The sequence below is a fragment of the Pseudomonas sp. GB2N2 genome, from assembly GCF_054897705.1.
Genome location: NZ_CM142701.1, coordinates 5,529,840 through 5,554,641, shown reverse-complemented (window position 1 = coordinate 5,554,641; position 24,802 = coordinate 5,529,840). Strand labels below are relative to the sequence as shown.

23 protein-coding genes and 1 riboswitch are annotated in these 24,802 nt (G+C 60.0%); of the genes, 7 read left to right on the top strand and 16 right to left on the bottom strand.

Annotated elements, in window-relative coordinates; genetic code table 11:
- Nucleotides 1–142 precede the first annotated feature (142 nt).
- The 3 genes from zapE to ACYZT4_RS25810 all read right to left on the bottom strand — a co-directional run bounded on the left by zapE (nt 143) and on the right by ACYZT4_RS25810 (nt 3,337).
- Nucleotides 143–1,237 (bottom strand): cell division protein ZapE, encoded by a 1,095-nt coding sequence (gene zapE / locus ACYZT4_RS25820; protein WP_461983797.1) that lies wholly within the window; start codon nt 1,235–1,237, stop codon nt 143–145.
- A 90-nt stretch (nt 1,238–1,327) separates the two neighbouring features.
- Nucleotides 1,328–2,683, bottom strand: coding sequence for a tryptophan--tRNA ligase (locus tag ACYZT4_RS25815; RefSeq protein WP_461983796.1), 1,356 nt, complete (start codon nt 2,681–2,683; stop codon nt 1,328–1,330).
- Between the two features lie 24 nt (nt 2,684–2,707).
- On the bottom strand, nt 2,708–3,337 hold the full coding sequence (locus ACYZT4_RS25810) for an alpha/beta hydrolase (protein WP_461983794.1): 630 nt from the start codon (nt 3,335–3,337) through the stop codon (nt 2,708–2,710).
- Between the two features lie 144 nt (nt 3,338–3,481).
- Here ACYZT4_RS25810 and ACYZT4_RS25805 point away from each other — a divergent pair, with 144 nt between their 5' ends.
- The gene (locus ACYZT4_RS25805; RefSeq protein ID WP_461983792.1) at nt 3,482–3,916 is read left to right on the top strand and encodes a Z-ring associated ZapG family protein; all 435 of its coding nucleotides are present in this window, start codon (nt 3,482–3,484) and stop codon (nt 3,914–3,916) included.
- A gap of 103 nt (nt 3,917–4,019) precedes the next feature.
- On the opposite strand, the gene ACYZT4_RS25800 is transcribed toward ACYZT4_RS25805, so the two are convergent.
- From ACYZT4_RS25800 to ACYZT4_RS25770, 7 genes are all read right to left on the bottom strand, one after another.
- Nucleotides 4,020–4,727 carry an OmpA family protein gene (locus ACYZT4_RS25800; RefSeq protein WP_461983790.1) on the bottom strand — a complete coding sequence of 236 codons (708 nt, stop codon included), beginning with the start codon at nt 4,725–4,727 and terminating at the stop codon, nt 4,020–4,022.
- Between the two features lie 100 nt (nt 4,728–4,827).
- A complete protein-coding gene (locus ACYZT4_RS25795; protein WP_461983789.1) occupies nt 4,828–5,469 on the bottom strand; it encodes an MBL fold metallo-hydrolase in 642 nt (213 codons plus the stop codon).
- Nucleotides 5,470–5,555: 86 nt separating this feature from the next.
- On the bottom strand, nt 5,556–8,294 hold the full coding sequence (locus ACYZT4_RS25790) for a LuxR C-terminal-related transcriptional regulator (protein ID WP_461983787.1): 2,739 nt from the start codon (nt 8,292–8,294) through the stop codon (nt 5,556–5,558).
- 173 nt (nt 8,295–8,467) lie between these two features.
- Complete coding sequence (locus ACYZT4_RS25785; protein WP_461983786.1) at nt 8,468–9,832, bottom strand: DUF1329 domain-containing protein; 1,365 nt, start codon at nt 9,830–9,832, stop codon at nt 8,468–8,470.
- Between the two features lie 28 nt (nt 9,833–9,860).
- Entirely contained in the window at nt 9,861–11,831 is a 1,971-nt protein-coding gene (locus tag ACYZT4_RS25780; protein WP_461983784.1) for a DUF1302 domain-containing protein, read from the bottom strand.
- Nucleotides 11,832–12,168: 337 nt separating this feature from the next.
- Nucleotides 12,169–13,851, bottom strand: a complete 1,683-nt coding sequence (locus ACYZT4_RS25775) for a fatty acid--CoA ligase (RefSeq protein ID WP_461983782.1) — start codon at nt 13,849–13,851, stop codon at nt 12,169–12,171.
- Nucleotides 13,852–14,010: 159 nt separating this feature from the next.
- Nucleotides 14,011–14,640, bottom strand: coding sequence for a LysE family translocator (locus ACYZT4_RS25770; protein ID WP_461983780.1), 630 nt, complete (start codon nt 14,638–14,640; stop codon nt 14,011–14,013).
- A 91-nt stretch (nt 14,641–14,731) separates the two neighbouring features.
- Between ACYZT4_RS25770 and ACYZT4_RS25765 the strand changes: the two genes are divergently transcribed.
- The 3 genes from ACYZT4_RS25765 (at nt 14,732) to ACYZT4_RS25755 (ending at nt 17,578) form a co-directional block, all read left to right on the top strand.
- Nucleotides 14,732–15,697 carry a 2-hydroxyacid dehydrogenase gene (locus ACYZT4_RS25765; protein ID WP_461983778.1) on the top strand — a complete coding sequence of 322 codons (966 nt, stop codon included), beginning with the start codon at nt 14,732–14,734 and terminating at the stop codon, nt 15,695–15,697.
- A 33-nt stretch (nt 15,698–15,730) separates the two neighbouring features.
- Nucleotides 15,731–16,729 carry a methyltransferase gene (locus tag ACYZT4_RS25760; RefSeq protein WP_461983776.1) on the top strand — a complete coding sequence of 333 codons (999 nt, stop codon included), beginning with the start codon at nt 15,731–15,733 and terminating at the stop codon, nt 16,727–16,729.
- A gap of 50 nt (nt 16,730–16,779) precedes the next feature.
- Nucleotides 16,780–16,905: riboswitch (yybP-ykoY riboswitch) on the top strand.
- Nucleotides 16,906–16,993: 88 nt separating this feature from the next.
- Entirely contained in the window at nt 16,994–17,578 is a 585-nt protein-coding gene (locus tag ACYZT4_RS25755) for a TMEM165/GDT1 family protein (RefSeq protein WP_461983774.1), read from the top strand.
- 75 nt (nt 17,579–17,653) lie between these two features.
- Here ACYZT4_RS25755 and ACYZT4_RS25750 read toward each other — a convergent pair whose 3' ends face one another.
- Entirely contained in the window at nt 17,654–18,469 is an 816-nt protein-coding gene (locus ACYZT4_RS25750; protein WP_461983772.1) for a M48 family metallopeptidase, read from the bottom strand.
- Between the two features lie 273 nt (nt 18,470–18,742).
- On the opposite strand from ACYZT4_RS25750, the gene ACYZT4_RS25745 reads away from it, so the two are divergent.
- Nucleotides 18,743–20,884 carry a methyl-accepting chemotaxis protein gene (locus tag ACYZT4_RS25745; RefSeq protein ID WP_461983770.1) on the top strand — a complete coding sequence of 714 codons (2,142 nt, stop codon included), beginning with the start codon at nt 18,743–18,745 and terminating at the stop codon, nt 20,882–20,884.
- Between the two features lie 12 nt (nt 20,885–20,896).
- Here ACYZT4_RS25745 and ACYZT4_RS25740 read toward each other — a convergent pair whose 3' ends face one another.
- The 3 genes from ACYZT4_RS25740 to ACYZT4_RS25730 are packed head-to-tail and all read right to left on the bottom strand — an operon-like array spanning nt 20,897 to nt 22,011.
- Complete coding sequence (locus ACYZT4_RS25740; RefSeq protein ID WP_461983768.1) at nt 20,897–21,520, bottom strand: SOS response-associated peptidase; 624 nt, start codon at nt 21,518–21,520, stop codon at nt 20,897–20,899.
- A 35-nt stretch (nt 21,521–21,555) separates the two neighbouring features.
- A complete protein-coding gene (locus ACYZT4_RS25735; protein ID WP_008025915.1) occupies nt 21,556–21,816 on the bottom strand; it encodes a putative signal transducing protein in 261 nt (86 codons plus the stop codon).
- Nucleotides 21,817–21,828: 12 nt separating this feature from the next.
- On the bottom strand, nt 21,829–22,011 hold the full coding sequence (locus tag ACYZT4_RS25730; protein ID WP_461983766.1) for a CPXCG motif-containing cysteine-rich protein: 183 nt from the start codon (nt 22,009–22,011) through the stop codon (nt 21,829–21,831).
- A 136-nt stretch (nt 22,012–22,147) separates the two neighbouring features.
- Here ACYZT4_RS25730 and ACYZT4_RS25725 point away from each other — a divergent pair, with 136 nt between their 5' ends.
- Nucleotides 22,148–23,311 (top strand): 1-acyl-sn-glycerol-3-phosphate acyltransferase, encoded by a 1,164-nt coding sequence (locus ACYZT4_RS25725; RefSeq protein WP_461983764.1) that lies wholly within the window; start codon nt 22,148–22,150, stop codon nt 23,309–23,311.
- Between the two features lie 59 nt (nt 23,312–23,370).
- Here ACYZT4_RS25725 and ACYZT4_RS25720 read toward each other — a convergent pair whose 3' ends face one another.
- A complete protein-coding gene (locus ACYZT4_RS25720; protein WP_461983763.1) occupies nt 23,371–23,649 on the bottom strand; it encodes a hypothetical protein in 279 nt (92 codons plus the stop codon).
- A gap of 192 nt (nt 23,650–23,841) precedes the next feature.
- Between ACYZT4_RS25720 and ACYZT4_RS25715 the strand changes: the two genes are divergently transcribed.
- Nucleotides 23,842–24,048, top strand: a complete 207-nt coding sequence (locus ACYZT4_RS25715) for a hypothetical protein (RefSeq protein WP_008025908.1) — start codon at nt 23,842–23,844, stop codon at nt 24,046–24,048.
- Nucleotides 24,049–24,179: 131 nt separating this feature from the next.
- Here ACYZT4_RS25715 and ACYZT4_RS25710 read toward each other — a convergent pair whose 3' ends face one another.
- On the bottom strand, nt 24,180–24,764 hold the full coding sequence (locus ACYZT4_RS25710) for a YajG family lipoprotein (protein WP_461983761.1): 585 nt from the start codon (nt 24,762–24,764) through the stop codon (nt 24,180–24,182).
- Nucleotides 24,765–24,802 lie beyond the last annotated feature (38 nt).

The window sequence follows — 24,802 nt, the reverse complement described above, 5'->3', positions numbered from 1 at the left end:
CGCGATGTTCGTCAACGATTACGCGCGAAATCCGGCAACCCGCGGCGCTCTCGGGCTCATCGCGAGCAAGCTCGCTCCTGCAAGGGATCTCAGAGCACAAAAAAGGGCCTGCATTGCAGACCCTTGTTCAATTCCATGATTTCTACGGTTTATGTGCCCGCGACAGGAATTCGTGTGACTGCATTTCCAGCAGACGACTCAAGGTGCGCTGGAACTCGAAGTTCAGGCGACCGCCGGTGTAGAGATCTTTCAGCTCGACTTCGGCAGAAATGATCAACTTCACGTTACGGTCGTAAAACTCGTCGACCATGTTGATAAAGCGTCGGGCGATGTCGTCAGTGGTGACGCTCATCTGCTCGACACCGCTGAGCAGCACGGCGTGGAAGATCTTGCCCAGTTCGATGTAATCGTTCTGGCTGCGTGGGCCGTCGCACAGTTCGCGGAAGTCAAACCAGGCCACGTCATCGCACGTGCGCAAGGCACGGATCTCGCGATTCTCGATCATCAGCACGTCGTTTTCGATCGCGGCGGTGCATTCCGGCGTCAGCGCGCGGAAGCTCTTGCGCAGGCTTTCGTGGGACGCCTCGTCCAGCGGGAAGTGGAACAGCTCCGCTTGTTCGAGGTGACGCAAACGATAATCGACGCCGCTGTCGACGTTGACGATCTCGGTGTTCTGCTTGATCAACGCGATGGCCGGGAGGAAACGCGCACGTTGCAGGCCGTCCTTGTACAGACCGTCCGGCACGATGTTCGAGGTCGCGACCAGGGTCACGCCGTTCTTGAACAGTTCTTCCATCAACGTGCCGAGGATCATCGCGTCGGTGATGTCGGAGACGAAAAACTCATCGAAACAGATCACTCGCGATTCGTCGGAGAAGCGCTTGGCGATGATGGTCAGCGGGTTTTTCTCGCCACTGAGGGTTTTCATCTCTTCGTGCACACGTTTCATGAAGCGGTGGAAGTGCGTGCGGGTCTTGTCCTTGAACGGCAGCGCTTCGAAGAAGGTGTCGACCAGGTAGGTCTTACCGCGACCCACGCCGCCCCAGAAGTACAGGCCCTTGACCGGCGTCTGCTCTTTCTTGCCAAACAGTTTGCCGAACAGGCCCGGTTTGCTTTGCGAGGCTGCGACCAGATCGTCGTACAGGCGCTGCAAATGGCGCACGGCAGTTTCCTGCGCGGCGTCATGAAAGAAGTCCGGGCGTTTCAGATCAGCTTGATATCGTTCTAGGGGCGTCATAATTCGTTAGCAAGGCAACAAAAACGGGCCGTCACTGTAGCGACGGCCCGTGGGAATGGCAATCAGCCCTTGGTCGGACCGAGCCGTTGATTATTCCTGAACCGGTGTCAGCGCGATCCGCAGGGCGTCAATGGCGACGTCGCGAGCCGCGCTGTCGGCGAAGGCGGGACTGTCGCCGATGCACTCGCCTTCCAGCCAGACGTTGAAACTCAAGTCTTCACTGCGCACGTCCAACGGCTGGCCCGCTTGCAGTTGCTTGGTCACCTGACCGGCGGTTTTACCGTCGGCAAAGTTGCGCGACAGCAGCAATTGCTCGCCATCGGCCGCCAGCAGACGGAAGCGGAAACTGCCGTCATCTTCACGGAAGCTGACGAAGCGCGCGGCTTTCGCGGCTTTTTTCTTGGTGGTCGCGGCGACTTGCGTCTGGGCGACGAAAGAGCGCAAACCGACCGCTTCACGCAGTTCGTTGAGGAACGGCGTCGCCACGGCACGGGCCTTTTTGGCACCGACCTGAAGCATGTCTTCCAGGTCCGCCGGGCGCTCGATCAGTTGGTGATAACGCTCGCGGGACTCGCCCAGTTCGCTGTCGAGCAGCTGAAACAGACGGTTCTTCGCCTCGCCCCAACCCAGGCCCTGCAGCAATTCGCTGCGGAACGCGTCGGATTGCGCGGGCGTGGCGAACGCCTGGAACAGGGTGAACAGGTGCGAATTGTCCGGGTCCTTGGCTTCGCCCGGCGCGCGCGAGTCGGTGACGATCCGCGAAATCGCGTCCTTCATGTTCTTGGCGCTGCTGAACAACGGAATGGTGTTGTCGTAGCTTTTCGACATCTTGCGACCGTCGAGACCCGGCAGCGTGGCGACGCTTTCTTCGATCAGCGCCTCGGGCATGGTGAAAAATTCCTTGCCCTGGCCAAACAGGTGGTTGAAGCGCTGACCGATGTCACGGGCCATTTCCACGTGCTGGATCTGGTCGCGACCGACCGGCACCTTGTGCGCGTTGAACATCAGGATGTCCGCTGCCATCAGCACCGGGTAGCTATACAGGCCCATGGTGATGCCGGCGTCCGGGTCTTCGCCGGTTTCGACGTTCTTGTCCACCGAGGCCTTGTAGGCGTGGGCGCGGTTGAGCAGGCCCTTCGCGGCGACGCAGGTCAGCAGCCAGGTCAGCTCAGGGATTTCCGGGATGTCGGACTGGCGATAGAACGTCACGCGCTCGACATCCAGGCCACCGGCCAGCCAGGTCGCGGCGATTTCCAGACGCGAGCGCTGAATGCGCAGCGGGTCGTCGCATTTGATCAGGGCGTGGTAATCGGCCAGGAAGTAGAACGAATCGGCATTGCTGTCGCGGCTGGCGACGATCGCCGGGCGGATGGCGCCGGCGTAGTTGCCCAGGTGCGGCGTGCCGGTGGTGGTGATGCCGGTGAGAATACGGGTACGAGTCGTCATGGGTAATCGCTTGTCAGACTGCAATCAATTCGAAAGGCGCGGCAGGATAAGATCCTTGAGATCGGTCAGCTTACCATGAAAAAAGTGTCCGCATTCTGCCACTTTCAGTAGCTCATGGGGACGATCGAGTGTGTCGGACCAGTCGTAGACCGCTTGCGGATCGATGACTTCGTCAGTTTCAGGCTGGATCAGGGTCAGATCGCCCTGCTGCGGCAGTGGGTCCTGATCACCCAGACGCATGACCGCTGGCGCAACCATGAACAAATGCTTGAGCTGTTCGCCCTTCGCTTCCAGACGACCGCCGAGACTTGCTGCAACAAAACCGCCGAAGGAAAAACCGAACAGCGTCAGCGGCAAATCCGGGTGCTTGTCCCGCAGCCATTCAGCGGCGGTCTGGGCATCATCGACTTCGCCAGTGCCCATGTCGTGCGTGCCTTCGCTGGCACCGACGCCACGGTAATTGAAACGCAGGGTAATCAAACCGGCGTCACGCGCCGTGCGTTGTAAGGTTGAAACCACTTTATTGAGCATGGTGCCGCCCTGCACCGGGTTCGGGTGGCAGATCAGCGCAATGCCGCGCGGCGCTTCGTTATCCAGATAAAGCGCTTCCAGTTGGCCGACCGGGCCATCAATCACTACAGGGGTTTCGCGCATAAGCAAGGAAGGAACTCCGTGACCTCGAATCGGGTCGACTCGTCTAGCAAATTGTCTGTGCCGATGTATTGCGAGTGAATCGCGGTATACAGCACAGGTTCGAGCCGTTAACGTAAAGCAAAGCCGTTTATAGAGGAAGGACTCGTGGAACACTCGCTCTTAGTTTGGTTGTTGCCGACTCTTGCCCTGGTTGTGGGTGTCGCCGTTGGTTTCCTGATCGCTCGCCTGGTGCCGAACGCCGCGCCGAGCAGCACACAGCGTCAGCTGGATGACATTCAGGAACGTTTCGACAGTTATCAGAACGAGGTGGTCACCCACTTCAACAGCACTGCCACCCTGGTCAAGAAAATGACTCAGAGCTATCAGGAAGTGCAGGATCATCTCGCCGAGGGCGCCAACCGTCTGGCCCTGGACGAACAGACCCGCCAACGATTGCTGGCCTCGCTGCACCCCGACGCGGCCGTGGCCCCACGGGAACGCCTGACGCCACCGCGCAATCAGGAGCCGCCTCGCGACTACGCCCCAAAAGCGCCGAACGCGCCGGGCATGCTGGATGAGCATTACGGCCTGAAGAAGTAATCAGGTTTTGCGCTAAACAAAAAGCCCGCCCGATCTGCTGAGGATCGGGCGGGCTTTTTTACGCCCGGGCTTAGTCAGGCCGTTACAGATATTACTGGGTCTATTACTGGGTCGGCTGCTGATACTGCTGGCCCGGAATCGCCTTGAGGTTGACCTCGACGCGACGGTTTTGCGCCCGGCCATTGACGTCGCCATTGCTCGCAATCGGATTATCCGGCCCGGCACCGCGAGCCGACAAGTTGGCACCGCTCACGCCCTGGGACGTAAGGTAAGTTGCCACGCTCTGCGCACGACGCTGGGACAAGTCCATGTTGTGCTGACGGCTGCCGGTACTGTCGGTGTAGCCGACGATTTCGATCTGGTTCTGGCTGAACTCCTTGAGTGAGCCCGCCAGGTTGTTCAACGGCTGGTAGAAACTCGAAGAGATATTCGCTGAATCGGTGGCGAACGTGATGTTACCCGGCATGATCAGCTTGATCTGGTCGCCCTGACGCTGCACTTCCACACCCGTATTGGCCATGCTGGCGCGCAGTTTTTTCTCTTGCTGATCCGCGTAGTAACCATAACCGGCGGCGGAAGCACCCACGACGGCGGCGCCAATCAGCGCGCCCTTGCCACGGTTATCGTGGCCGATAGCCGCACCGGCCAACGCACCGGCGAGAGCGCCGAGACCGCCGTATTTCGCGGTTTTGCTCATGCCCTGAGAACCACCATCGGCCTGGCCCTGGTTGTCGTAAGGGTTAGGCGAGGCGCAGCCAGACAGCAAGGCCACAGCCGTAGCGACAATAATCAAACGCTGCTTGGTGAACATGAAGAGCTCCTACTTTTGCATTCTGTGGTGCAACGGACCAAGGCATCGGCCTTTGCGGGCGTTGGATCATCTGCGACGCCGAAAATTCCGTCAGTGACGATCAAGCCCGCACAAAAGGGTTGTCGCGCATTTCATCGCCCAGACGCGTGTCCGGGCCATGACCGGTCACCACCGTCGCGTCTTCATCAAGGGTATACAGACGCTGCTTGATCGAACGGACAATAGTTGCCTGATCGCCGCCCCACAAATCTGTGCGTCCGACCCCACGACGAAACAGTGTGTCACCGGCAATCAGCAGCTTAGCCTCTGAAAACCAAAAGCTCATGGAACCTGGCGTATGCCCCGGTGTGTGCAACGCCACGCCGCAGCCGCAGGCGAGTTCTTCATCATCGGCCAACCAGCGATCAGGCGATGGAACCGGCGTATAGGGAACGCCGAACATCTGGCATTGCATCTCCAGGTTGTCCCAGAGGAATTGATCTTCTTTGTGCAGGTGCAGGGTTGCGCCGGTTTTTTCCTTCAACTGACCGGAAGCCAGGAAGTGATCGAGGTGCGCGTGGGTGTGGATGATGCTGACCACCTTCAGGCCCAGCGCGTCGAGCCGCGCGAGGATCAGTTCGTGATTGCCCCCCGGATCGACCACGATGGCCTTTTTGGTGATCGGATCGCCGATAATCGTGCAGTTGCACTGCAACGGGCCGACGGGGAAGGTTTCGCGAATCAGGGTCGGTTGCTGGAACATCGGGGCACGCTCGATAAACAGGGACGGCGGATTTTCGCACAGATTGGCACCGGGTCATTTACGATCCTGTGTTTCGGCAAACACCCTCAGCCCAATACTCCCAATGCCTTCGCCCGCGCCACCGCTTGGGTACGCCGCTCTACCCCGAGTTTGCTGTTGATATGGCTGGCGTGGGTTTTCACCGTGTGCAGGGAAATGAACAGTTGGTCGCTGATTTCCTGGTTCGAGCAGCCTTGGGCAATGAGTTTCAAAACGGCCAATTCTCGGGAACTGAGCTGTTCGCAGGCTTGTGTCGACTCGACGACAACCCTGGCAACCACGACCGGGAGTCGCTCTGACAGGCTCTGGGAGACCGGCGCCTTTACGCCATTGCGCAGCTGCTCGCGCAACCAGTCAGGGTATTTGCTCAGCAAGCTGTCGAAAGGTTGCAGTGCGCCACCGCTGGCCGCCTCCAGCGATTGGGCAAAGGCTTGCCGCGCTTCAGGCTCACGGTTGTGCGCAAGTAGCAGTTCGGTTTTCTGCGTGAGCACCATCACGCAAAGCAGTTGACGACCGGTTTGCTCCCCATGTTCCAGCAGCGCATTCAATCGCCCCTCGGCCAGCATCGGCTGGCCCTTGATGACTTCCAGCAAAGCCTGCTGCAAGTCGACGTGGAGCGGCAGTTGTGGATGGAATTCCGGAGGTGCTGCCGGCTGTTCACCGTTGTAGGTCTGGCCCAGTCGTGCGAGCCAGGCTTCCGCCAGATCGGTGCGCCCCTGAGCCAGCCAGAGTTCGCATTTCACCAGGGTGATCATCGCCAGGTAATAAATCGGAGGCACATCCCAGATGTGCATCAGCCGTTCGGCTTCGGCGAGTTCTGCGAAAGCCTTAGCGAATTCACCGCTGCCGCCTTCGAGCCTGGCAATCACGCAATGCCCGATCAATACGCTGATGTCGCGGCAGGCGCGGGCTTCAGTCAAACCGGCCTGCAATCGCTGCCGTGCAGTGTGAGGTTGCAGGCGCAGGGCCAGCAGGAATCCTTCGTACAACGTCAGTCGGGCGCGCACGGCGTAAAGACGCTGCGGTGACAAACCCTGCAGGCGTTGCAGCCCTTGGCGGACCTCATCCAGCGAACGGAGGATTTCCCCTCGGGCCTGCAACACCCGGGCACGATCGTAATGCGCCAAGGCTTCGAACAACGGATTACCGACTCGTTGTGCCAGCTCCAGCGAATCCCGGTTCAAGCCGCGGGCGCGCCACAAGTCACCGTCGGCAATGGCCAGGTTGGACAGCGTCGAGAGGCACATCAGCCGCTGCCCATAGCGCTTGGCTGGAAGACTTTCCAGCGCTTCGGTGCAATAGAGCAGCGTCAATTCTCGATTGCCGCGCCCACGGGCGATGATCCCGCTCAACGCCAGCCATTGCGCCAACATGGATTTCTGCGCGGTGGCAGATGGCGCCGGCAGGAAGCGGCTCAGGTGACTGGCCAGTTCCTCGGCCGCGTCCAACTGACAAGCCAACCCCAGCGCCCAGCTGTAGAGCACGATCAGCCGTGGCGTACTGATCAGCAGACTGTCGGGCAAGTCCATTTTCCAGCGCAATAACATGCCAACGTTCTGTTCGGCGAGCAGTTGTTCTTCAGAAAGGTTCTGCACCAGGTTTGCTGCCACGTCCAGGTGCCCGGCGCGCAACGCTTGTTCCACCGCTTCATCAAGCAGACCCTGCGCATTGAACCAGCGACAGGCGCGCAAGTGCAGGCTGGCGGCCGGCACCATCGCTTGGCGGGTCGGCCGGGTGCGCAGCAGGTCGGAAAACAAGTGGTGGTAACGATACCAGTGACCGTGTTCATCCAACGGCACCAGAAACACTTGATGCGCAAGCAGAAAACCGAGGATCTCGGCGCTGTCGTGCGCCTCGCGGACCGCGTCGCACAGCTCGCTGCAAAAACGATCCTGCGGCGCCGTGTCATACAGGAATGACTGCACCTCGGCGGGCAGGCAATCGATCACTTCTTCAAGCAGGTAATCGCGGATCAATCCCTCCCCGCCATTCAGCGATTGCGGCAACGCGCCTTCAGAACCCGCTTCCGAGGCCGCCAGCAACCAGAAACGCAGGCCGGCAACCCAGCCCTCGCTGCGCTGGATCAGGCTTTCCAGGGCTTCACCGCGCAGGGATGTGCTGTGCCGATCGAGCAGGGTCAAGGCTTCATCGTGGGTCAGGCGCAAGTCCTGTTCATGCAACTCAAGCAGTTGCCGGGACAGCCGCAGGCGCGCCAGGTGCCAGTCCGGACGCTGGCGACTGGTGACCATGACCAGCAAGCCGTCGGGAAGATGATTGAGGAAAAATTGCAGGCAGCGATCAAGCACCGGACCTTGGGCCAGATGGTAATCATCCAGCACCAGCAGCAGGGGCGCCGTCGGTAGCAACTGCACGGCCAGCTCGTCGAGCAATCCGTCCAGCCATTCTTCGAAGGCAAACGGTTGATGCCGCTGACGCATTTTCAGCAGGCCCAGGGACTGCCTGCCCAACTGCGGGAAAAAGTCCTGGAGGCCTTCGAGCAATCGTTCGAGAAAGCGTCCCGGATCGTTGTCCCGCGGACTCAATCCCAGCCAGAGACTTTGCCAATGAGCCGGCAGCGCCTGACAGAACTCCACCGCCAGCGAACTCTTGCCGAACCCCGCCGGAGCGCTGACCAGCAATAACCGACCACCGAGGCCAGCACTCAGGCGCTCGCATAAACGCGGCCGCAGCACATGACCGTCAGGCAGGGGCGGACGAAAAAAACGTCCGTCCAGTGTCGCGACGGTCACGCTTGCAGGGCCCGGAATTGGGGACAGATCAGTCATGGCCGGCTCTTGTTTGAATTGCTGTTGGCGGCGTTGCAGATGTCCGCAGACTAGCGGTAAACGAAGAGGTAATGAAGGTTATTGCTACAAATGGCTACAAAAAGCCTACGAACAAAAAAAAGCCCCGAACCAGTCGGGGCTTTTTTCGAGGATGCGGCCTCTGTTCGGTCAGGTTAGCGAACCCCGTCCTGACGCAACGCCGCGGGAGTAAAGTCGCTGGTGGTCGCAGTGAAACCGAAGTTGTACGCCGATTTCTCTTCGTTCTTCATACCCAGTGCCAGGTAACGACCGGACTGCAGGTCGTACAGGGTTTCCAGGGTGTACCACGGCACTTGAACGTTGTAGTAGTTCTGGGAGTGAGCTTCCGCCACACGCCAGAGTTGACCACGACCGTCGTAGTGATCGATCACCGCCGCTTGCCAGCTGTCTTCATCGATGTAGAAGTCACGCTTGGCGTAGATGTGACGCTGACCTTCCTTCAAGGTGGCCACGACATGCCAGACCCGGCGCAGCTCATAGCGAGCCAGGTCCTGGTTGATGTGACCGGCCTTGATGATGTCGCCGTACTTCAGCTTCGGATCGTCGAGCTTGTAGCTGTCGGAGGCGATGTACAGCTCTTTCTTGCCTTCGAGTTTCCAGTCGTAACGATCCGGTGCACCGTTGAACATGTCCAGGTTGTCGGAGGTACGCAGGCCGTCAGCGGCGGTACCCGGCCCGTCATAGGACACTTGCGGAGCGCGACGCACACGACGCTGACCGGCGTTATAGACCCACGCCGAACGCGGTTCCGTCACCTGGTTCAGAGTTTCGTGCACCAGCAGCACACCACCGGCCAGCCGTGCCGGCGCGGTCACTTCCTGCTTGAAGTAGAACAGGATGTTGCCCGGATTTTTCGGATCGTAATCCTTCATGTTGTCACGGAAGACGAACTGATCCTTGAAATACACCAGGCTGAACGAGCCGTTGGGTTGCGGCGTCGCCTGGGTGACCAGACGAGTCACGCTGCCACCGCGATAACGGGTGATGTGGTTCCAGATGACTTCAACACCGGTCTTCGGAATCGGAAACGGTACGGCGGTTTCGAAGTTTTCCAGGCCGTTGCCGCCCGCCACCAGATTGGTGGTTGTAGCGTTTTTCTTGATGGCGGCGAACACGTTATCCGGCACGGTCGCACCGCGATGGGACGGATAAACCTGCATCTTGAAGGTTTCAGGGTAGCGCTTGAACATCGCGTACTGACCCGGAGCAAGCTTGTCCTTGTACTGGTCGACGTTCTGCGCCGTGATGGTGAACAGCGGTTTTTCACTGGCATACGGGTCCGACAGGAAACCTTTGCTGTCAACCGCACCGGCATTTTTCGGCAGCGGCTTCCAGGCTGGAATCGAACCGTCGGCATTGCCCGCCATCTCGGCGCCCATTGGCGTCAGGCTCTTGCCCAGCTTGTCCGCTTCGGCGGCAGGAACCGCCGCCATCACACTGGTCGCCAGCAGCGTAAGCACCAGAACTCCGGCGTGGAACAGACTCTTTGTTGTTTTCATAGGTGTGTTCGTCCTGAAAATGCAGTGCTTAGAAGTTCACGCCGAAGCTGAGCGCAACGAAGTCGCGGTCATCCACAGTGGTGTACTTGCCGTCAAAGAAGTTGGTGTAAGCCAGGGACGCGGTGTAGGTGTTCTGGTATTCGGCATCGACACCCATGCTGACGGCCTTGCGACCTTCCTCGAAGTTGCCGCCAGGACCTGGCGAGTAACCGTCGACGTCATGGGACCAGGCGATGTTCGGCTTGAGGTTCACGCCAGCGAACACGTCGTTGTATTCCCAGATGGCGCGAGCGCGATAGCCCCAGGAGTCTGTCGTGGTAAAGCCATCGTTTTCGCAGTAGCGGCTGACGTTGTTTTGCGGTCCGCCCGCCAGGGTCGAAGCGTTCAATGCCTGGCACTGACCGTTTGGCAATGGGCCAGGGCCGTAGCTCGGGTCACGCCCGTAACGGGCTTTCGAAGTGCTTTCCAGGCCGCCGACGTGGGTCCAGCCCACCTCGCCCACCACGGTCAGTCGTTCGGCACCCATCACTTGATCGAAGAAGTGGGTGAAGGTCGTTTGCAGCTGGCTCACTTCCTTGCGGCGATAGCCGTGTTGATCCGCCCCAGGCCGCCCTTGCAGTACGGAGACGTTAGGGTTCAGCGGCGTCAGGCCGGAATAGAGGATGTCGGTGGTGTTGAGCTGTACCGGTGCGTTCGGACGGTAGCTGAATTCACCACTCCACGCGGTGCCGGTAGGCAACGTGGTGGAGAAGCTCAGGCCATACAGGCGAATATCTTCCGGGTATTCGACGAAGTAGCTGGAGTTGCCCGCAACCACCAGTGGCAGAGTCTGTGCCGCCAAGCCGTTTGCGCCACCCACGATACCCGGCACGGCGGCCGGAGGAATGCCTGCGCCAACCAGTGCACCGCCCAGCGCGCCGCCCAAAGCAGTCGCGCTGTAGGCGCTGGCTGGAGCACCCTTGCCACTGAAAATTGGCGCGCGGCTGTGGTAATTCATCATGTAGGCGCCGAATTCGGTGTCCAGCGGCTCGAACATGTACTTGAAGGACACGCCGAACTGGCCGCTGTCACGCGCATCGCGGTCCGGACCACGACGCACGATCGCGCCTTCATCCGGGTTGCCCCAGTTCACGCCCCTGGCCGCCAGCGTGTTGAGGACAGCGTTACGCGCCCCGGCTGGCAGACGAGCGGCCGCCAAGGAGTTGTTGAGCCCGTTACGGGTCCGCAGCACGGCGAGGTTGTTGTCGCAGCCATCGGAAATCACGTCCGGTTGCGAGAAGAAGGTGCCGCAGTTATCGGTGACGGTCTGGTCCCATTCCAGCTGATAGAACGCTTCCGTGGACAGGTTCTCGGTCAGGCTCTGGGAGACGTAGAACATATTGACCGGGATCAGGCCTTCCTTGATCTCGGCACCCGGACGACGGAATGCGGACACGTCGATCGGGTTGATCGAGTTGATACCGCCGCCGATGAAAGTACTTTCACCCCAGCTGACAACCTGCTTGCCCAGACGCACGGAGCCGGGTTGATCGGCAATCGAGTAGTTGTGGTAGACGAAGGCGTCGAGGATCTGTCCGCCGGAGGACTTGGCGCCTTCCTTGCGGTTGTCGTTGCTGATGTCCTTGAACGGACGGCTTTCGTCCTGGAGTTCGAAGTCATACCAGTATTTGCCCCGGACAAAGACACCGGTGTCGCCGTACTTCAACTCGAGGTCGTGGATACCTTTGAAGATCTTCGAGAAGGTTTCCCCGCTCTTGAAGTTCAAGTGGCCGTCATCGGAGGTCTGGGACAGGCCACGACCACCGTTGTTGACGCCGATGAGGTTCTTGTTGGCGTTCTCGGTAGACCAACTGGCACCTACTGACAGGGATGAGTCGAACTGACCTTCGATTTCACCAACGTTGAAACTGACGCCGAATGCGGGCCCGGCGAGCGTAGAGGCAAGACTGACAGCCAGAGGCAGTTTTGCCCGGCGCCAGAACTGGTTTACTGATGTCATCGACGCTACTCCATGTGCATTATTGTTATGGCAGTGAGTACTTTTAAAAACGCTGTGGTTGACCGGGAGCCAAGGCTTCCCGAAGTCACTCCAAAGTTGCATCGCCCCGTTTTGTGCGTGTGCCCCGTTCTTAAAAATCCTTGAGCGGACTATAGCCAGCAGGTAGTACTGCTTGATCCCTCTAAAGTGTGATTTGCAGCTGCCGGCCACTCTGGAACAGTCCTTTCGCCAGGCCGACACCCGTCGGCACGGGAAGGATGGCTGAAAATTCGGATTTCACAAGCCAAGCGCTTGCTTGGTGGGCCTGGCGTGCCGTTTAGGGCACGCCGTAAGACGCTCAAAGCGTCGAAAGGAAGGTGCTGTTGTTGGCTTGCCACTCAGTGATGTCGACGCGAATCCGCTTCTTGTCGAGCTTGCCAACGCTGGTCTTGGGAATTTCAGTAACAAGGGCGATCTGGCTCGGGATCGCCCACTTGCTCAGATGCCCCAGTTCGACGAACGGCTTGAGGTGTTCCTTGAGTTCCTTCGCCCCGACTACATGGCCCTCGCGGATCACCAGCAAGGCAAATGGGCGCTCGCCCCACTGCGGATCGGCAATGCCCACGACTGCTACTTCGCGTACCGCCGCATGGCGACTGATCAGGTCTTCGAGGTCCAGGGAGGAAATCCACTCGCCGCCGGTCTTGATCACGTCCTTGATCCGGTCGCGGATGTCGATCACGCCCATGCTGTCCAGCGTCGCCACGTCCCCGGTGTGCAGCCAGCCGCCAGCCCAGAGTTCGGCGCCCTTTTGCGGTTCGTTAAAATACCCTTCGGTGAGCCACGGCGCGCGTAACACCAGCTCGCCCTGAGTCTCGCCATCGGCGGGCAGGAAGTTGCCGTCGGTGTCGACGATCGCCGCCTCCACCAACGGGCCGGGCACGCCAGCCTTGATTCGATACGTCGTGCGCTCGTCTTCGGTGCCGGCCATCAGCTCATCGTTGAGGTGCGCGCACGAGACCAGCGGCCCGGTTTCCGACATGCCATAAGCGGCGGTCAGTTGAATGCCCTTGGCCTTGGCGGCTTCGTACAGCGCACGATTCAACGCACTGCCGCCGATGACGATTTTCCAGCCACCGAAGTCCATGCCTTGCGCAGCCTTGGCATTGAGGACCATTTGCAGGATCGTCGGAACGCAGTGCGAAAAGGTGACCTTCTCCTTGCGCCACAGCTCCACCAGGTACTCCGGATCATAGCGCCCGGGATAGACCTGCTTGAGCCCGAGCATGGTCGCCACATACGGCAAACCCCACGCATGCACATGGAACATCGGGGTGATCGGCATGTACACGTCGTTGGTGCCCAGCAGGCGCACGCTGTCGATGGAGCCCATGATGGTCGACACGCCCATGGTGTGCAGCACCAGCTGCCGATGGGTGAAATACACACCTTTGGGATTACCGGTGGTGCCGGTGGTGTAGAAGGTGGTTGCGACCGAGTTCTCGTCGAAGTCCTGGAAGTCGTACTGCGTGCTCGCGGCCGCCAGCAACTGCTCGTACTCGCCGACGAGGTTCGGCAGATCAGCGGTTTTTTCCGGCAGGTCAGTCAGCAGCAGGGTTTTGTCGACGGTGGTCAGGTGCCCGGCAATCGCGTTGTACAGCCCTACGAACTCGCTGTTGACCAGCACGAAGCGGTCCTCGGCGTGGTTCATGGTGTAGAGGATCTGTTCCGGCGACAGGCGCACGTTGATGGTGTGGATCACCGCGCCGATCATCGGGATGGCGAACATGCATTCCAGATAGCGATGGCTGTCCCAGTCCATCACCGCCACGGTGTCACCGGCCTTGACGCCGGCCGCCGTGAGCACGTTGGCCAGCCGGGCGACCCGTTCGATCAGGGTTGGATAGCTATAGCGCAACTGGTCGCGGTAAATGATCTCGCGGGTTTTCTCATAGCGCGCGCCAGACATCAGCAGCCGTTTGATCAGCAACGGGTACTGGTAAGCGCCTTCGGCTGGGGGGATAACGCGAGTCTGCAACATAAGAATCCCTTTTCTGACTGCACGGTCGTGGCTGAAAGTAAGCACTCTAGTGCCCTTCCATGACAACCAAATCAGCCGAAGGGATGATTTGCAACATTCAGCAAATGCTAGCGTTGCGCCAGCTTTTGCGGGTGTTTGCGATTCATTGGCGTGGGGTGATCAATGCATTTCGGTGAACGCGAGTTTCACCCCGATGGCGATGAGCACAGCGCCCATGGTGCGGTCGAACCAGTGTCCCATGCGTGCGAAGCCGGCGCGCACGCGCTGCTGGCTGAACAGCATCGCCACCAGGCAGAACCAGAACGCCGTCGCCACCGCGAGGTACACCCCGTAGCCGGCCTGCACCGCCAGTGGCGTGTGCGGATTGATGACCACGGTGAACAACGAGAGGAAGAACAGCGTGGCTTTCGGGTTCAAGCCGTTGGTCACGAAACCCGATGTGAAGGCGCCGCGAGCCGTGCGCTCGCCTGCTTCCTTGTGCAGATCGTCAGCCACCGGGTTGGCCGGTTGCGCACGCAGGGCCTTGAAGCCGATATACAGCAGATACGCCGCTGCAGCCCATTTCAAGGCGTTAAACAGCACGATCGACTGGGAGACGATCAGGCCGATGCCCAGCAACGAATAACCGACGTGCAGAAAAATCGCGGTGCCGACACCCAGTGCCGTCCAGGTGCCGGCGCGACGCCCGTGGGTCACGCTTTCACGCACGACCACGGCAAAGTCCGGTCCGGGGCTGGCGACGGCCAGCAAGTGGATGAGGGCAACGGTCAAGAACTCTGTCCAGTACATGGGCGCTCCAATTGGCCAAGCGTAACGATTTGTTTCATCTGATAGGCTCGGCAGATTACGCCTTCAGTTCACCGCACAAAAGGTACAGTTGATGACGAACACTCGACGCGCCGTTTTTCTCGACCACCCATCGCTGGACCTCGGCGATCTCGACCTCAGCCCATTGCGTGGTTGCTTCGACGATTTGCAACTGTTCGCGCAAACCTCGCCGGACCAGGTGCTGGAACGCCTCAAGGGTGCCACCGTGGCGATCAGCAACAAAATCCTGATCGATGCCGCCGCCATTGCCGCCAGCCCCGAGCTGAAGCTGATCCTGATTACCGCCACCGGCACCAACAACGTCGACCTCGCCGCCGCCCGCGCCCATGGCGTCACCGTCTGCAATTGCCAGGGTTACGGCACGCCGTCGGTGGCGCAACACACGATCATGTTGCTGCTCAACCTGGCGACGCGCCTGGCGGACTATCAAAAAGCCGTTGGTGAAGGTCGCTGGCAACAGGCGAAACAGTTCTGCCTGCTGGATTACCCGATCACTGAACTGGAAGGCAAAACCCTCGGCATGCTCGGTCATGGCGAACTGGGTGGCGCGGTTGCCCGCCTGGCCGAAGCCTTCGGCATGCGTGTGCTGCTCGGGCAGATTCCGGGGCGCCCTGCCCGCCCGGACCGCTTGCCGCTGGATGAACTGCTGCCACAGATCGATGCGCTGACCCTGCACTGCCCGCTCAACGAACACACCCGTCACTTCATCGGCGCCCGCGAACTGGCGTCGATGAAACCCGGTGCTTTCGTGGTCAATACGGCACGCGGCGGCCTGATCGACGAACAGGCGCTGGCCGATGCCTTGCGCAGCGGTCACCTCGGCGGTGCGGCCACGGATGTGTTGAGCGTCGAACCACCGACCGCCGGCAACCCATTGCTCACCCCTGACATTCCACGCCTGATCGTCACACCGCACAACGCCTGGGGCAGTCGCGAGGCGCGGCAGCGAATCGTCGGCCAACTGACCGAAAACGCGCAGGGATACTTCAGCGGTAAGGCGCTGCGAGTCGTCAGTTGATAGACTGCGGCACTTTTTTTCAGAGAGCAGAACATGGATCCGCGCAGTGAAGTACTGCTCCGTCAGCCTGAGTTGTTTCAGGGTTCGGTGCTGCTGGCCGGCTTGCCCGCCGATGATTTGCTCAGTCGTCTGCCCAACGCTCACGGCTGGTGCTGGCACGCCGGTGACCAGGCCACGCTGGACGCTCGCTTCGCCGAGCACAGCCATTTTGGCGTGACGGCGCCTGAGCGCGAGTTCGACGCCGCGGTGGTGTTTCTGCCCAAGTCCAAGGACCTTACCGATTACATTCTCAATGCCCTCGCCTCGCGCCTGGCCGGGCGCGAGCTGTACCTGGTGGGGGAAAAACGCAGCGGCATCGAAGGCGCGGCCAAACAGCTAAGCCCATTCGGCAAGCCGCGCAAGCTCGACAGCGCGCGTCATTGCCAGCTCTGGCTGGTCACGGTGGCCAATGCGCCAGCAGCCAAATCCCTGGAAAGCCTGGCGCAGACTTATGAATTGCCACTGGCCGAAGGTCCACTGAAAGTCATCAGCCTGCCGGGCGTGTTCAGTCACGGTCGGCTGGATCGTGGCAGCGCATTGTTGCTGGAGCATCTGGATAAATTGCCGAGTGGTCACTTGCTGGACTTCGGCTGTGGCGCGGGTGTGTTAGGCGCCGCGGTCAAGCGTCGCTATCCGCACAATCAGGTCACGTTGCTCGATGTGGACGCATTCGCAGCGGCCAGCAGTCGCTTGACGCTGGCGGCCAATGGTCTGGAAGCGGACGTGATTACCGGTGACGGAATCGACGCGGCACCGATGGGTTTGAGCGCGATTTTGAGCAACCCGCCCTTCCATGTCGGCGTGCACACGGACTATCTCGCTACTGAGAACTTGCTGCGAAAAGCAGCGAAACATTTGAAAAACGGCGGCGAACTACGGCTAGTTGCCAACAGCTTCCTCAAGTATCAACCGCTGATCGAAGAGCATTTGGGCGTGTGTGCGGTCAAGGCTGAAGGGCAGGGTTTCAGAATCTATCGAGCCAAACGCGGCTAGCACTTCATTTTAAAAAGAGGCTTGCCCAATCGGATTTGCCTAGGCAGAATCCGCTCCGTCCTAGGGGAGTAGTCTCCCACGAGCGCCATGCTCGTCCGGCATACGTCAACATACTTGGTCCTCAGACCATGGCGTATGCGACCCAAGCGTCCGCATCAGACGGATCGCCAGGGTTTGACAAGACCTATGACACGAACACCTTACCCGGGGCGGGAAGGCTGTACGTGTCATAGCCGTGTCGACCCGCCCCTTAGGAAAACCCTGATGCTGGATTCACTTCTCGTTCCCACCGCAATCGTTGCCTTGGCCGAAATCGGCGACAAGACGCAACTGCTCGCGCTCATTCTCGCTGCCCGTTTCCGCAAACCGTGGCCGATCATCGCCGGCATCGTCGCCGCCACCCTGGCCAACCACGCGGCAGCCGGAGTGGTTGGCGCCTGGGTCGGCAGTTTCTTCTCGAATGCGATGTTGCACTGGATTCTCGCCGCGAGTTTCACCGCGACCGCGTTGTGGACCCTGGTGCCGGACAAGCTGGATGACGACGAAGCCAGCACTGCCCGCAAGTACGGACCGTTCCTGACGACGCTGATCGCGTTTTTCCTCGCGGAAATGGGCGACAAAACCCAAGTCGCCACGGTGATGCTCGCTGCGCAGTACCCGGAATTGTGGCTGGTGATCATCGGCACCACCGTCGGCATGTTGATTGCCAACGTGCCCGTTGTTCTTGCGGGTAATTTTGCGGCGGATAAGTTGCCATTGACGTTGATTCGTCGACTGGCGGCGTCGGCGTTCTTCATCCTGGCGATTGTCGCGGTGTACAAGGCGATGCAGAGCAGCGGGTGGGTTTAGAGCAGCTATAAGCGGCAAGCTACAGGCTCCAAGCAGCGCAAATCTGCTTTGAGCTTCGAGCTTGCCGCTTGCCGCTTATTGCTTGCTGCTGTTGTAAAGCGGCATCACCTTCGGAATCGCTGCCTGCAACGAAGCAATCCGACTGGTCGACGCCGGGTGCGTGCTCATGAACTCCGGTGGAGAACCTTCCGAGGCCTTGCTCATCTTGTTCCACAGGGTGATTGCAGCGTTCGGGTTGTAACCGGCGCGGGCCGCCAGTTCCAGACCGATCAGGTCGGCTTCGTTTTCATTGGCTCGGCTGTTGGGCAGTGTCATGCCGTAGTTGGCCACGGTGTCCGCCAAAGCCAGGCTGTCCTGGCCGAGGCCGAACAAAGCACCGGCGCCCTGCTTGGCCATTTCGATGCCGTACGCCTTGGACATGGCTTCGCGACCGTGCTCGCGCAAGGCGTGGGCGATTTCATGGCCCATGACCGCGGCGATTTCATCGTCGGTGAGTTTCAGGCTGTCGATCAGCCCGGTATAGAAAATGATCTTGCCCCCAGGCCCGCAGTTGGCGTTGAGCTCGTCGCTCTTGATCAGGTTGACCTCCCATTTCCACTGGGCCGAGTCCGGACGGAAAACCGGCGCCTGGGCAATCAGCCGATCGGCAATCGCCTGCACACGCTTGGCCTCGGCACTGGTCTTGTCCAGCACGCCTTTGGTGCTCGCCTCGCCCACAGTCTTTTGATAGGACTGGGCGTACATCTGGTTGACCTCGTCCGTGGACAACATGCTGAACATGTACTGCTTGCGCTCCACGCCCACGGCACCGCCGCTGGTAGTGTTGACCGACTGACAACCGGCGAGCAGCAAACCTGCGCTCAGCGCACACACAACCAAAGTCTTGTTCATCTGGAAACTCCCTGAAAACATGCCGCGTATCCTAGGCGTGGAATTGTATCCACGCCAGATACAACAGATGTGTAGACGCACATTTCAGACAAAGCTCTCAGCGCTGCAAGAAAAAATTCACATACCCACCGCCGCCACGGCCGGTAACCGCTCGCAATGATTCAATTGCGACATCAACCGCTCCAAAACCACCATTTCGCCTTGCCTCGCTCATGGACCTCGAACGCCTTGCCGATACACCAGCGCAGACGTCCTCTTGCGTGCGGAGCACCCATGAAATTCAAGTCGATCCAGTTTTCCGTGGCAGCCCTCGCCGGCGCCATCGTTTTAAGTGTCGTGGCAGCACTGGTGCTGTACGCGCTGTTTTCCGGCGCGCGCACGCAAGACATGGTTCAGGAGCGGACCCAGGCGCAATTCGAGCAAGTCATCGAACAGCGCCTGACGTCACTGGCGCAAACCCAGGTCAGCCAGATCCAGCGCGAACTCGAAGCACCGCTGCTGATTGCCGGCGGACTGGTCCGAATCAACGCGTTGATCGGCACGCCGGGGCCCGACGGCCAGCCGCAGTTGAGCCTGAGCCGTGAGCAGTTGATCAGCCTGATCAAGGAAAACGTCGCCAAGAACCCGAAAATCCTCGGCACTTACATTGGCTGGGAGAAAAACGCTCTCGACCATAACGACGCGGCGTACGTCGACACCAAGGTCGTGGGCATCGACGCCAGCAATGGTCGCTTCCTGCCGTGGTGGTTCCGCAACGAAGACGGCAGCCTGGGCCTGGATAAACTGGTGGACGTCGACGACCAGAAAACCCTGTCCACTGGCGTGCGCGCCAGCGAGTATTACCTGTGCTCGAAAGAAACCAAAAAATCCTGCGTGATCGATCCGGCGCCCTACAAGGTCGGCGACAAGATCGTCATGCTCGCCTCCTTTATTGAACCGATCATGCTCAACGGCCAGTTCCAGGGCATCGTCGGCGCCGACCTGTCGGTGAACTTCATCCAGGAAATGCTCCTGGGCGCGAACCAGAAACTGTACAACGGCTCGGGCGTCATGGCGCTGATCGGCGGCAACGGCCGGATCGTTGCGTATACCAAGGACCCGAGCAAATTCGGCGAGAAGGTCAGCGACATTCTCGACAGTCAGCAGATCGCCAACATGGCCAATCTGAAACGCGGCGAAGTGACCTATACCGTCGACAAGGCCCAAGGCCGTATCGAGTTGTACCTGCCGTTCGGCGTCGGCCAGACCGATGCGCGCTGGACGCTGATGCTGCAACTGCCGCTGGACGCGGTCATGGCCGACCTGCAAAAACTCCAGGCCGACCTGAACAACCAACGCAAATCCGACACCTTTGGCATGGCCATGGTCGGCCTGCTGATTGCCGGCATTGGCCTGCTGGTGATCTGGCTGGTGGGCCACGGCATCGCCCGTCCGCTGAAACAGATGGTCGCCATGCTCGACGACATTGCCAAAGGTGAAGGCGACCTGACCCGCCGGCTGACCAGCGACCGTACCGACGAACTGGGTTCGATCGCCAAGGGTTTCAACACCTTCCTCGCCAAGTTGCAGGCGATGATTAGCCAAGTGGTGACGTCGGTGCAGAGCGTGAGCGATTCATCGGAACACACCGCCGACATCGCCATCCGCACCAATATCGGCGTACAAAAACAAATGGCCGAGATCGACCAGGTGGCCACAGCGGTGCATGAAATGACCGCCACCGCCCAGGACGTGGCGCGCAACGCGACCCAGGCGGCGCAGGCAGCCAGCCATGCCGACCAGGCAGCGGCTCAAGGCAAACAGATCGTGCTGGATACGTCGAACTCGATCGGCGTACTGGCATTGGAAATCGGCAAGGCCGTGAGCGTAGTTCAAACCCTGGCCAAGGACAGCGAGAACATCAACGCGATCCTCACCGCCATTCGCGGGATTGCCGAGCAGACCAACTTGCTGGCGTTGAACGCGGCGATCGAAGCGGCACGCGCCGGTGAACAGGGCCGGGGTTTTGCGGTGGTGGCCGATGAAGTGCGCAACCTGGCGCAGAAAACCCAGAAGGCCACCGAAGAAATTCAGACCATGATCCAGCACCTGCAACAAGGCACGCGCGATGTGGTGCGGGTGATGGAAGACAGCCAGAACCGTACTGACGAAAGCGTGCAGCACGCGGCGAAGGCGGCTCAAGCGCTGGATGCGATTACTCAGGCGGTGTCGGTGATCAACGACATGAACAACCAGATTGCCAGTGCTGCCGAGGAGCAGAGCGCGGTGGCGGATGACATCAACCGGAACGTGATCAACATCGGGCAAGTGGCCAACGAAGTGGCGGGCGGCGCGGATGAGTCGAGCGCGGCAAGTGCGGACCTGACCAAATTGGCCGAGCAGCAGCGACGGTTGATCAATCAGTTCAAGGTTTGATCCGAAGACGCATCAGCCGGGGGTAATACACTCCGGCCCATTCAATTTCGGATCATTCAGCAGATTCGCCAACACCCGCTCGCGCAACGCCACGGGCTCACTGGCCAGCAACCCCTGCAACACATGCAGCGGTGTTTCGGGATCGAGCCAGGCGTCTTGCCCCGCCGCATCCAGAATCAATGGCCGGCGCTGACTCGCCGCCGGCTGCGTGATCACCGCCGTGCTCAACCACACCTGTTCCTGCACCGGATAGGCTTCCCAGATCGCTGCAAAAAACAGCGCCGAGCCCTCCCCCGGCGTCAGCCAATACGGGCGTTTGCGGGTGGTGCCGCGCCATTCGTAAAAACCATTGGCCGGCAGCAGGCACCGGCGCTCGCGCAGGGCCTGACGAAACATCGGCTGTTCAGCAACGGTTTCGGCGCGGGCATGAGCCGGCGTGCGCGACAGATCGGTCAGCCATGGCGGCGTCAAACCCCAGCGCGCGCGCGCCAACTCACGCTGTCCATCGACGCCGGCACGCAGCATCAACACCGAATCGTTGGGGGAAATATTCCACTGGGCCTGCTGATCGGCGGGGAAGCCAGGCAGGGCCGCGAAGGCGGGGTTCCAGCGAAACAGGGCATAACGTCCACACATGGGGCAACACGACTCTTGATAAAACGACCGCCAGCCTAACAGACCAGCGTGCCGGGAAAGCTCTCCGGTTCATCACCGGGCATTGGCAGCGCGGCATTGTACGCGGTGATCAACTCCCGGGCGTATTCGGCCTGGTCGTTATCGACCGACAATCCCAACAGCCCGAAGATTGGCAATTCACCTGTGCCGCCGAGCAGATCGCGCCCGACCAGATGCGCCTCGACGCCCTCGCTGGCCAGCATGCTTTGCAGCAACTCACCTTCCATCAGGTTTTCCGGTTCATAGATTCGCTGCATGGAATGCCCCTTTCATTCATTTTCACTGCGAACTTCGAGCAACCATTCGTGACCGTCGGTCTGCAGGACGAAGGTTATGGGGCGACAACACACCGGACAATCCTCGATATAGGTCTGATCGCCGCCGGACAAATCCAGCAGGGCCTCGCCCTCTTCACCACAATACGGACATTCGTAGCGCTCGGTTTCCAGCATCGCGGTCTCCCGGGTGACTTGTGCGTATAATCGCCGGTCTATTTGCAGGGCTGTCTGGCTACTTTTTCAGACCGCGCCCCGTTGGTTTTCGATCAAAACCTTTACTTACCCTAGCCGTTTCTAACAAGAGAGCATGATGGGCGAATTCGATGCCATCCGACCTTACGACGATAGCGAAGTCCCAGCGGTACTGAACCGTCTGCTCGGCGACAAGGCATTTCTAGATATCCTCATTCACTTCCGTTTCCCGCGCTATGCCGGTGCTTTCGGCTGGATGCTCAAACCTCTTATAGCTCATCGGTTGCGCCGTGAGTTCGCCGGCATCAATTCGGTGGCCACGCTGCAGGACAAAGTCGAGTATTACGTCGACCACACCATCGAACGCGCCACGGACGGTGTGACCTACACCGGCGTCGAGCAGTTCAAGTCCGGCAGCGCCTACCTGTTCATCGCCAACCACCGCGATATCGTGATGGACCCGGCATTCGTCAACTACGCCGTGTATCACGCCGGCCTGCCGACACCGCGGATCGCGATCGGCGACAACCTGCTGCAAAAACCCTTCGTCAGCGACCTGATGCGCCTGAACAAGAGCTTCATCGTTCACCGTTCGATTACCGGTCGCCGGGAAAAGATGGCGGCTTATAACCTGCTGTCGGCCTACATCAACCACTCGATCCGCAACGATTGCGCCTCGATCTGGATCGCCCAGGCGGAAGGCCGGGCCAAGGATGGCGACGACCGCACCGAGTCAGCGATCCTCAAGATGTTCCACATGAGCCGCAAGGACGAGCCGTTCGGCGAAGTCATCCGCTCGTTGAACGTCACCCCGGTGTCGATCAGCTACGAATACGACCCGTGCGACCAGGCCAAGGCGCGCGAGCTATTCATTCGCGCCACCACCGGCAGCTATTGCAAAGTGCCGGGCGAGGACGATGTGAGCATCGCCAAAGGCATCACCGGCTACAAGGGCCGCGTCCATGTGAACTTCGCCGCGCCGATCAGTGAGCTGTTCGAAGACACCAAGCAATTGGCGGTCGAGATGGACAAGCAGATCCTCGGCGGCTACCGCTTGTTCCCGGTGCACTACCTGGCGTACGCCCAGTGGAAAGACGCCGACCCGCAGTTGCAGGTGCCGAAAGCGGCTGAAGTGTTTGCGGCCGACGAACTGGCCAAGGCTCAGGAAGAATGGCTGCGTCGGTTGGGTGAATGCCCTGAAGAGCATCGTCCGTTCATGGTGCTGCAATACGCTACGCCGGTGCGTAATCAGTACCGGGTGAAGGCCGGGTTGCCGTTGTAACTGCCGCTGTAACTTCGAACTGGATACAAGCCCGCACACCCATTCAGGTTGCGGCGTATTCAGACGCGCGTGCTGACCCACGACACCAGCAACGCCAGCACCAGGCAGGCGAAACCGAAGCGATAGAAAAACCGGTTCATGCGCAAGGTCGCCCAGTCCAGGCTGGCTTGCTCCGTCGGACGACTATGAAGCTGGGCGGCCAGACTGGCTCGCGCCCGTTGTTCACGACGACGCGTCGCATGCAGCAGCCAACTGCCGGGAAAGGCCAAGAGCAAGGCCAGCAGGTTGATCAATTTGGCGGGATGGGCGGTAAACAGCGTCATCAAGTGCAGCGACATCACAAACCTCGGATAAAGCAGCTGTGGCAGGCGCCGGACCGACGACCGCGGCGGATTTTACCGAAAGTCGTCCCTCGTGCCCGGGTTTTACGACAAATAACTCACCATTTGGCCGATTGCTGTCCTGCGTCACGACTTCGTCATCTGAATACGCCAGTCTCACGCCCCATCAAAACCGACACGGACACTGTCATGCTGCACGCCGAAAACCAGGACCGCCTCTACCTCATAGCTCAAAGCGACGAACAACAAACATTGGTCGGCAGCCTCGCGTTCAACGTCCAGGATCGCCATTGGCTGGTGTATTGCGCGCTGGGCGGGCATCAACACGCGGATCTGCCGGAAGCGGATCTGCTAACGGGCGTGAGTGTGCTGGAGTTTTACTCGCAAGCCGCGTGACGCCGCCCGTATCCATTGCACCTTGCTGATAAGAAGTCAGAAGGTGTAAACCTTATTCAGGACGAGACAGTGACATGAAAAAAGCCCGGGGCCATTGCTGGCACCGGGCTTTTTTTGGGTCTCGCGACAGGTTATTCGCCGAGAATCTGACCCACGGTCGGGTCCTTGAACAGACGCGTCAACGCGTCACTCAGCACATCGCTGACCAGCTTGGTGTTGGTTTCCTGATTCGGCGCCATGCCGAAACGCTGATCCAGGGACGCACCGTAGCGACCGCTGTAACGGCGGTTGGCATTCTGCACGTCGGAGCGGAACGTCGCGCCGATGGTCGCTTCGGTCACGTACATGCCTTCTTTAGGCGACTGATACTTAAGCTCGGCCAGGGTCACGGTCAATTGCGGCGCATTCATGCCGTTGGACACCGGCGTGAAGCCCAGCAAGCGTACGGCGGCTTCCGCTTGAGCCTGCAACTTCGGCAGGACCTGCGCGCCCTGAACGGTGATTGCGCTGGTCTCAGGATACAAACCACCACGGGTCCCCAGGGTAGGCGAAGGACGACCATCAACCACCCGAACCACGACCTGCTGGCCATGACCGACCGGCGCCAGCTGAGTGGTCAGCTTCGGCTCCGGGTTCAGCTGTTGCGGGCTGTGGGCGCAGCCGACCAGGGTCAAACTGGTCACAGTGATCAAACCGAACAACAAGCGTTGCAACATGCTCTTCTCTCCAGAATCAGGCACAAACAGGCCGGCAG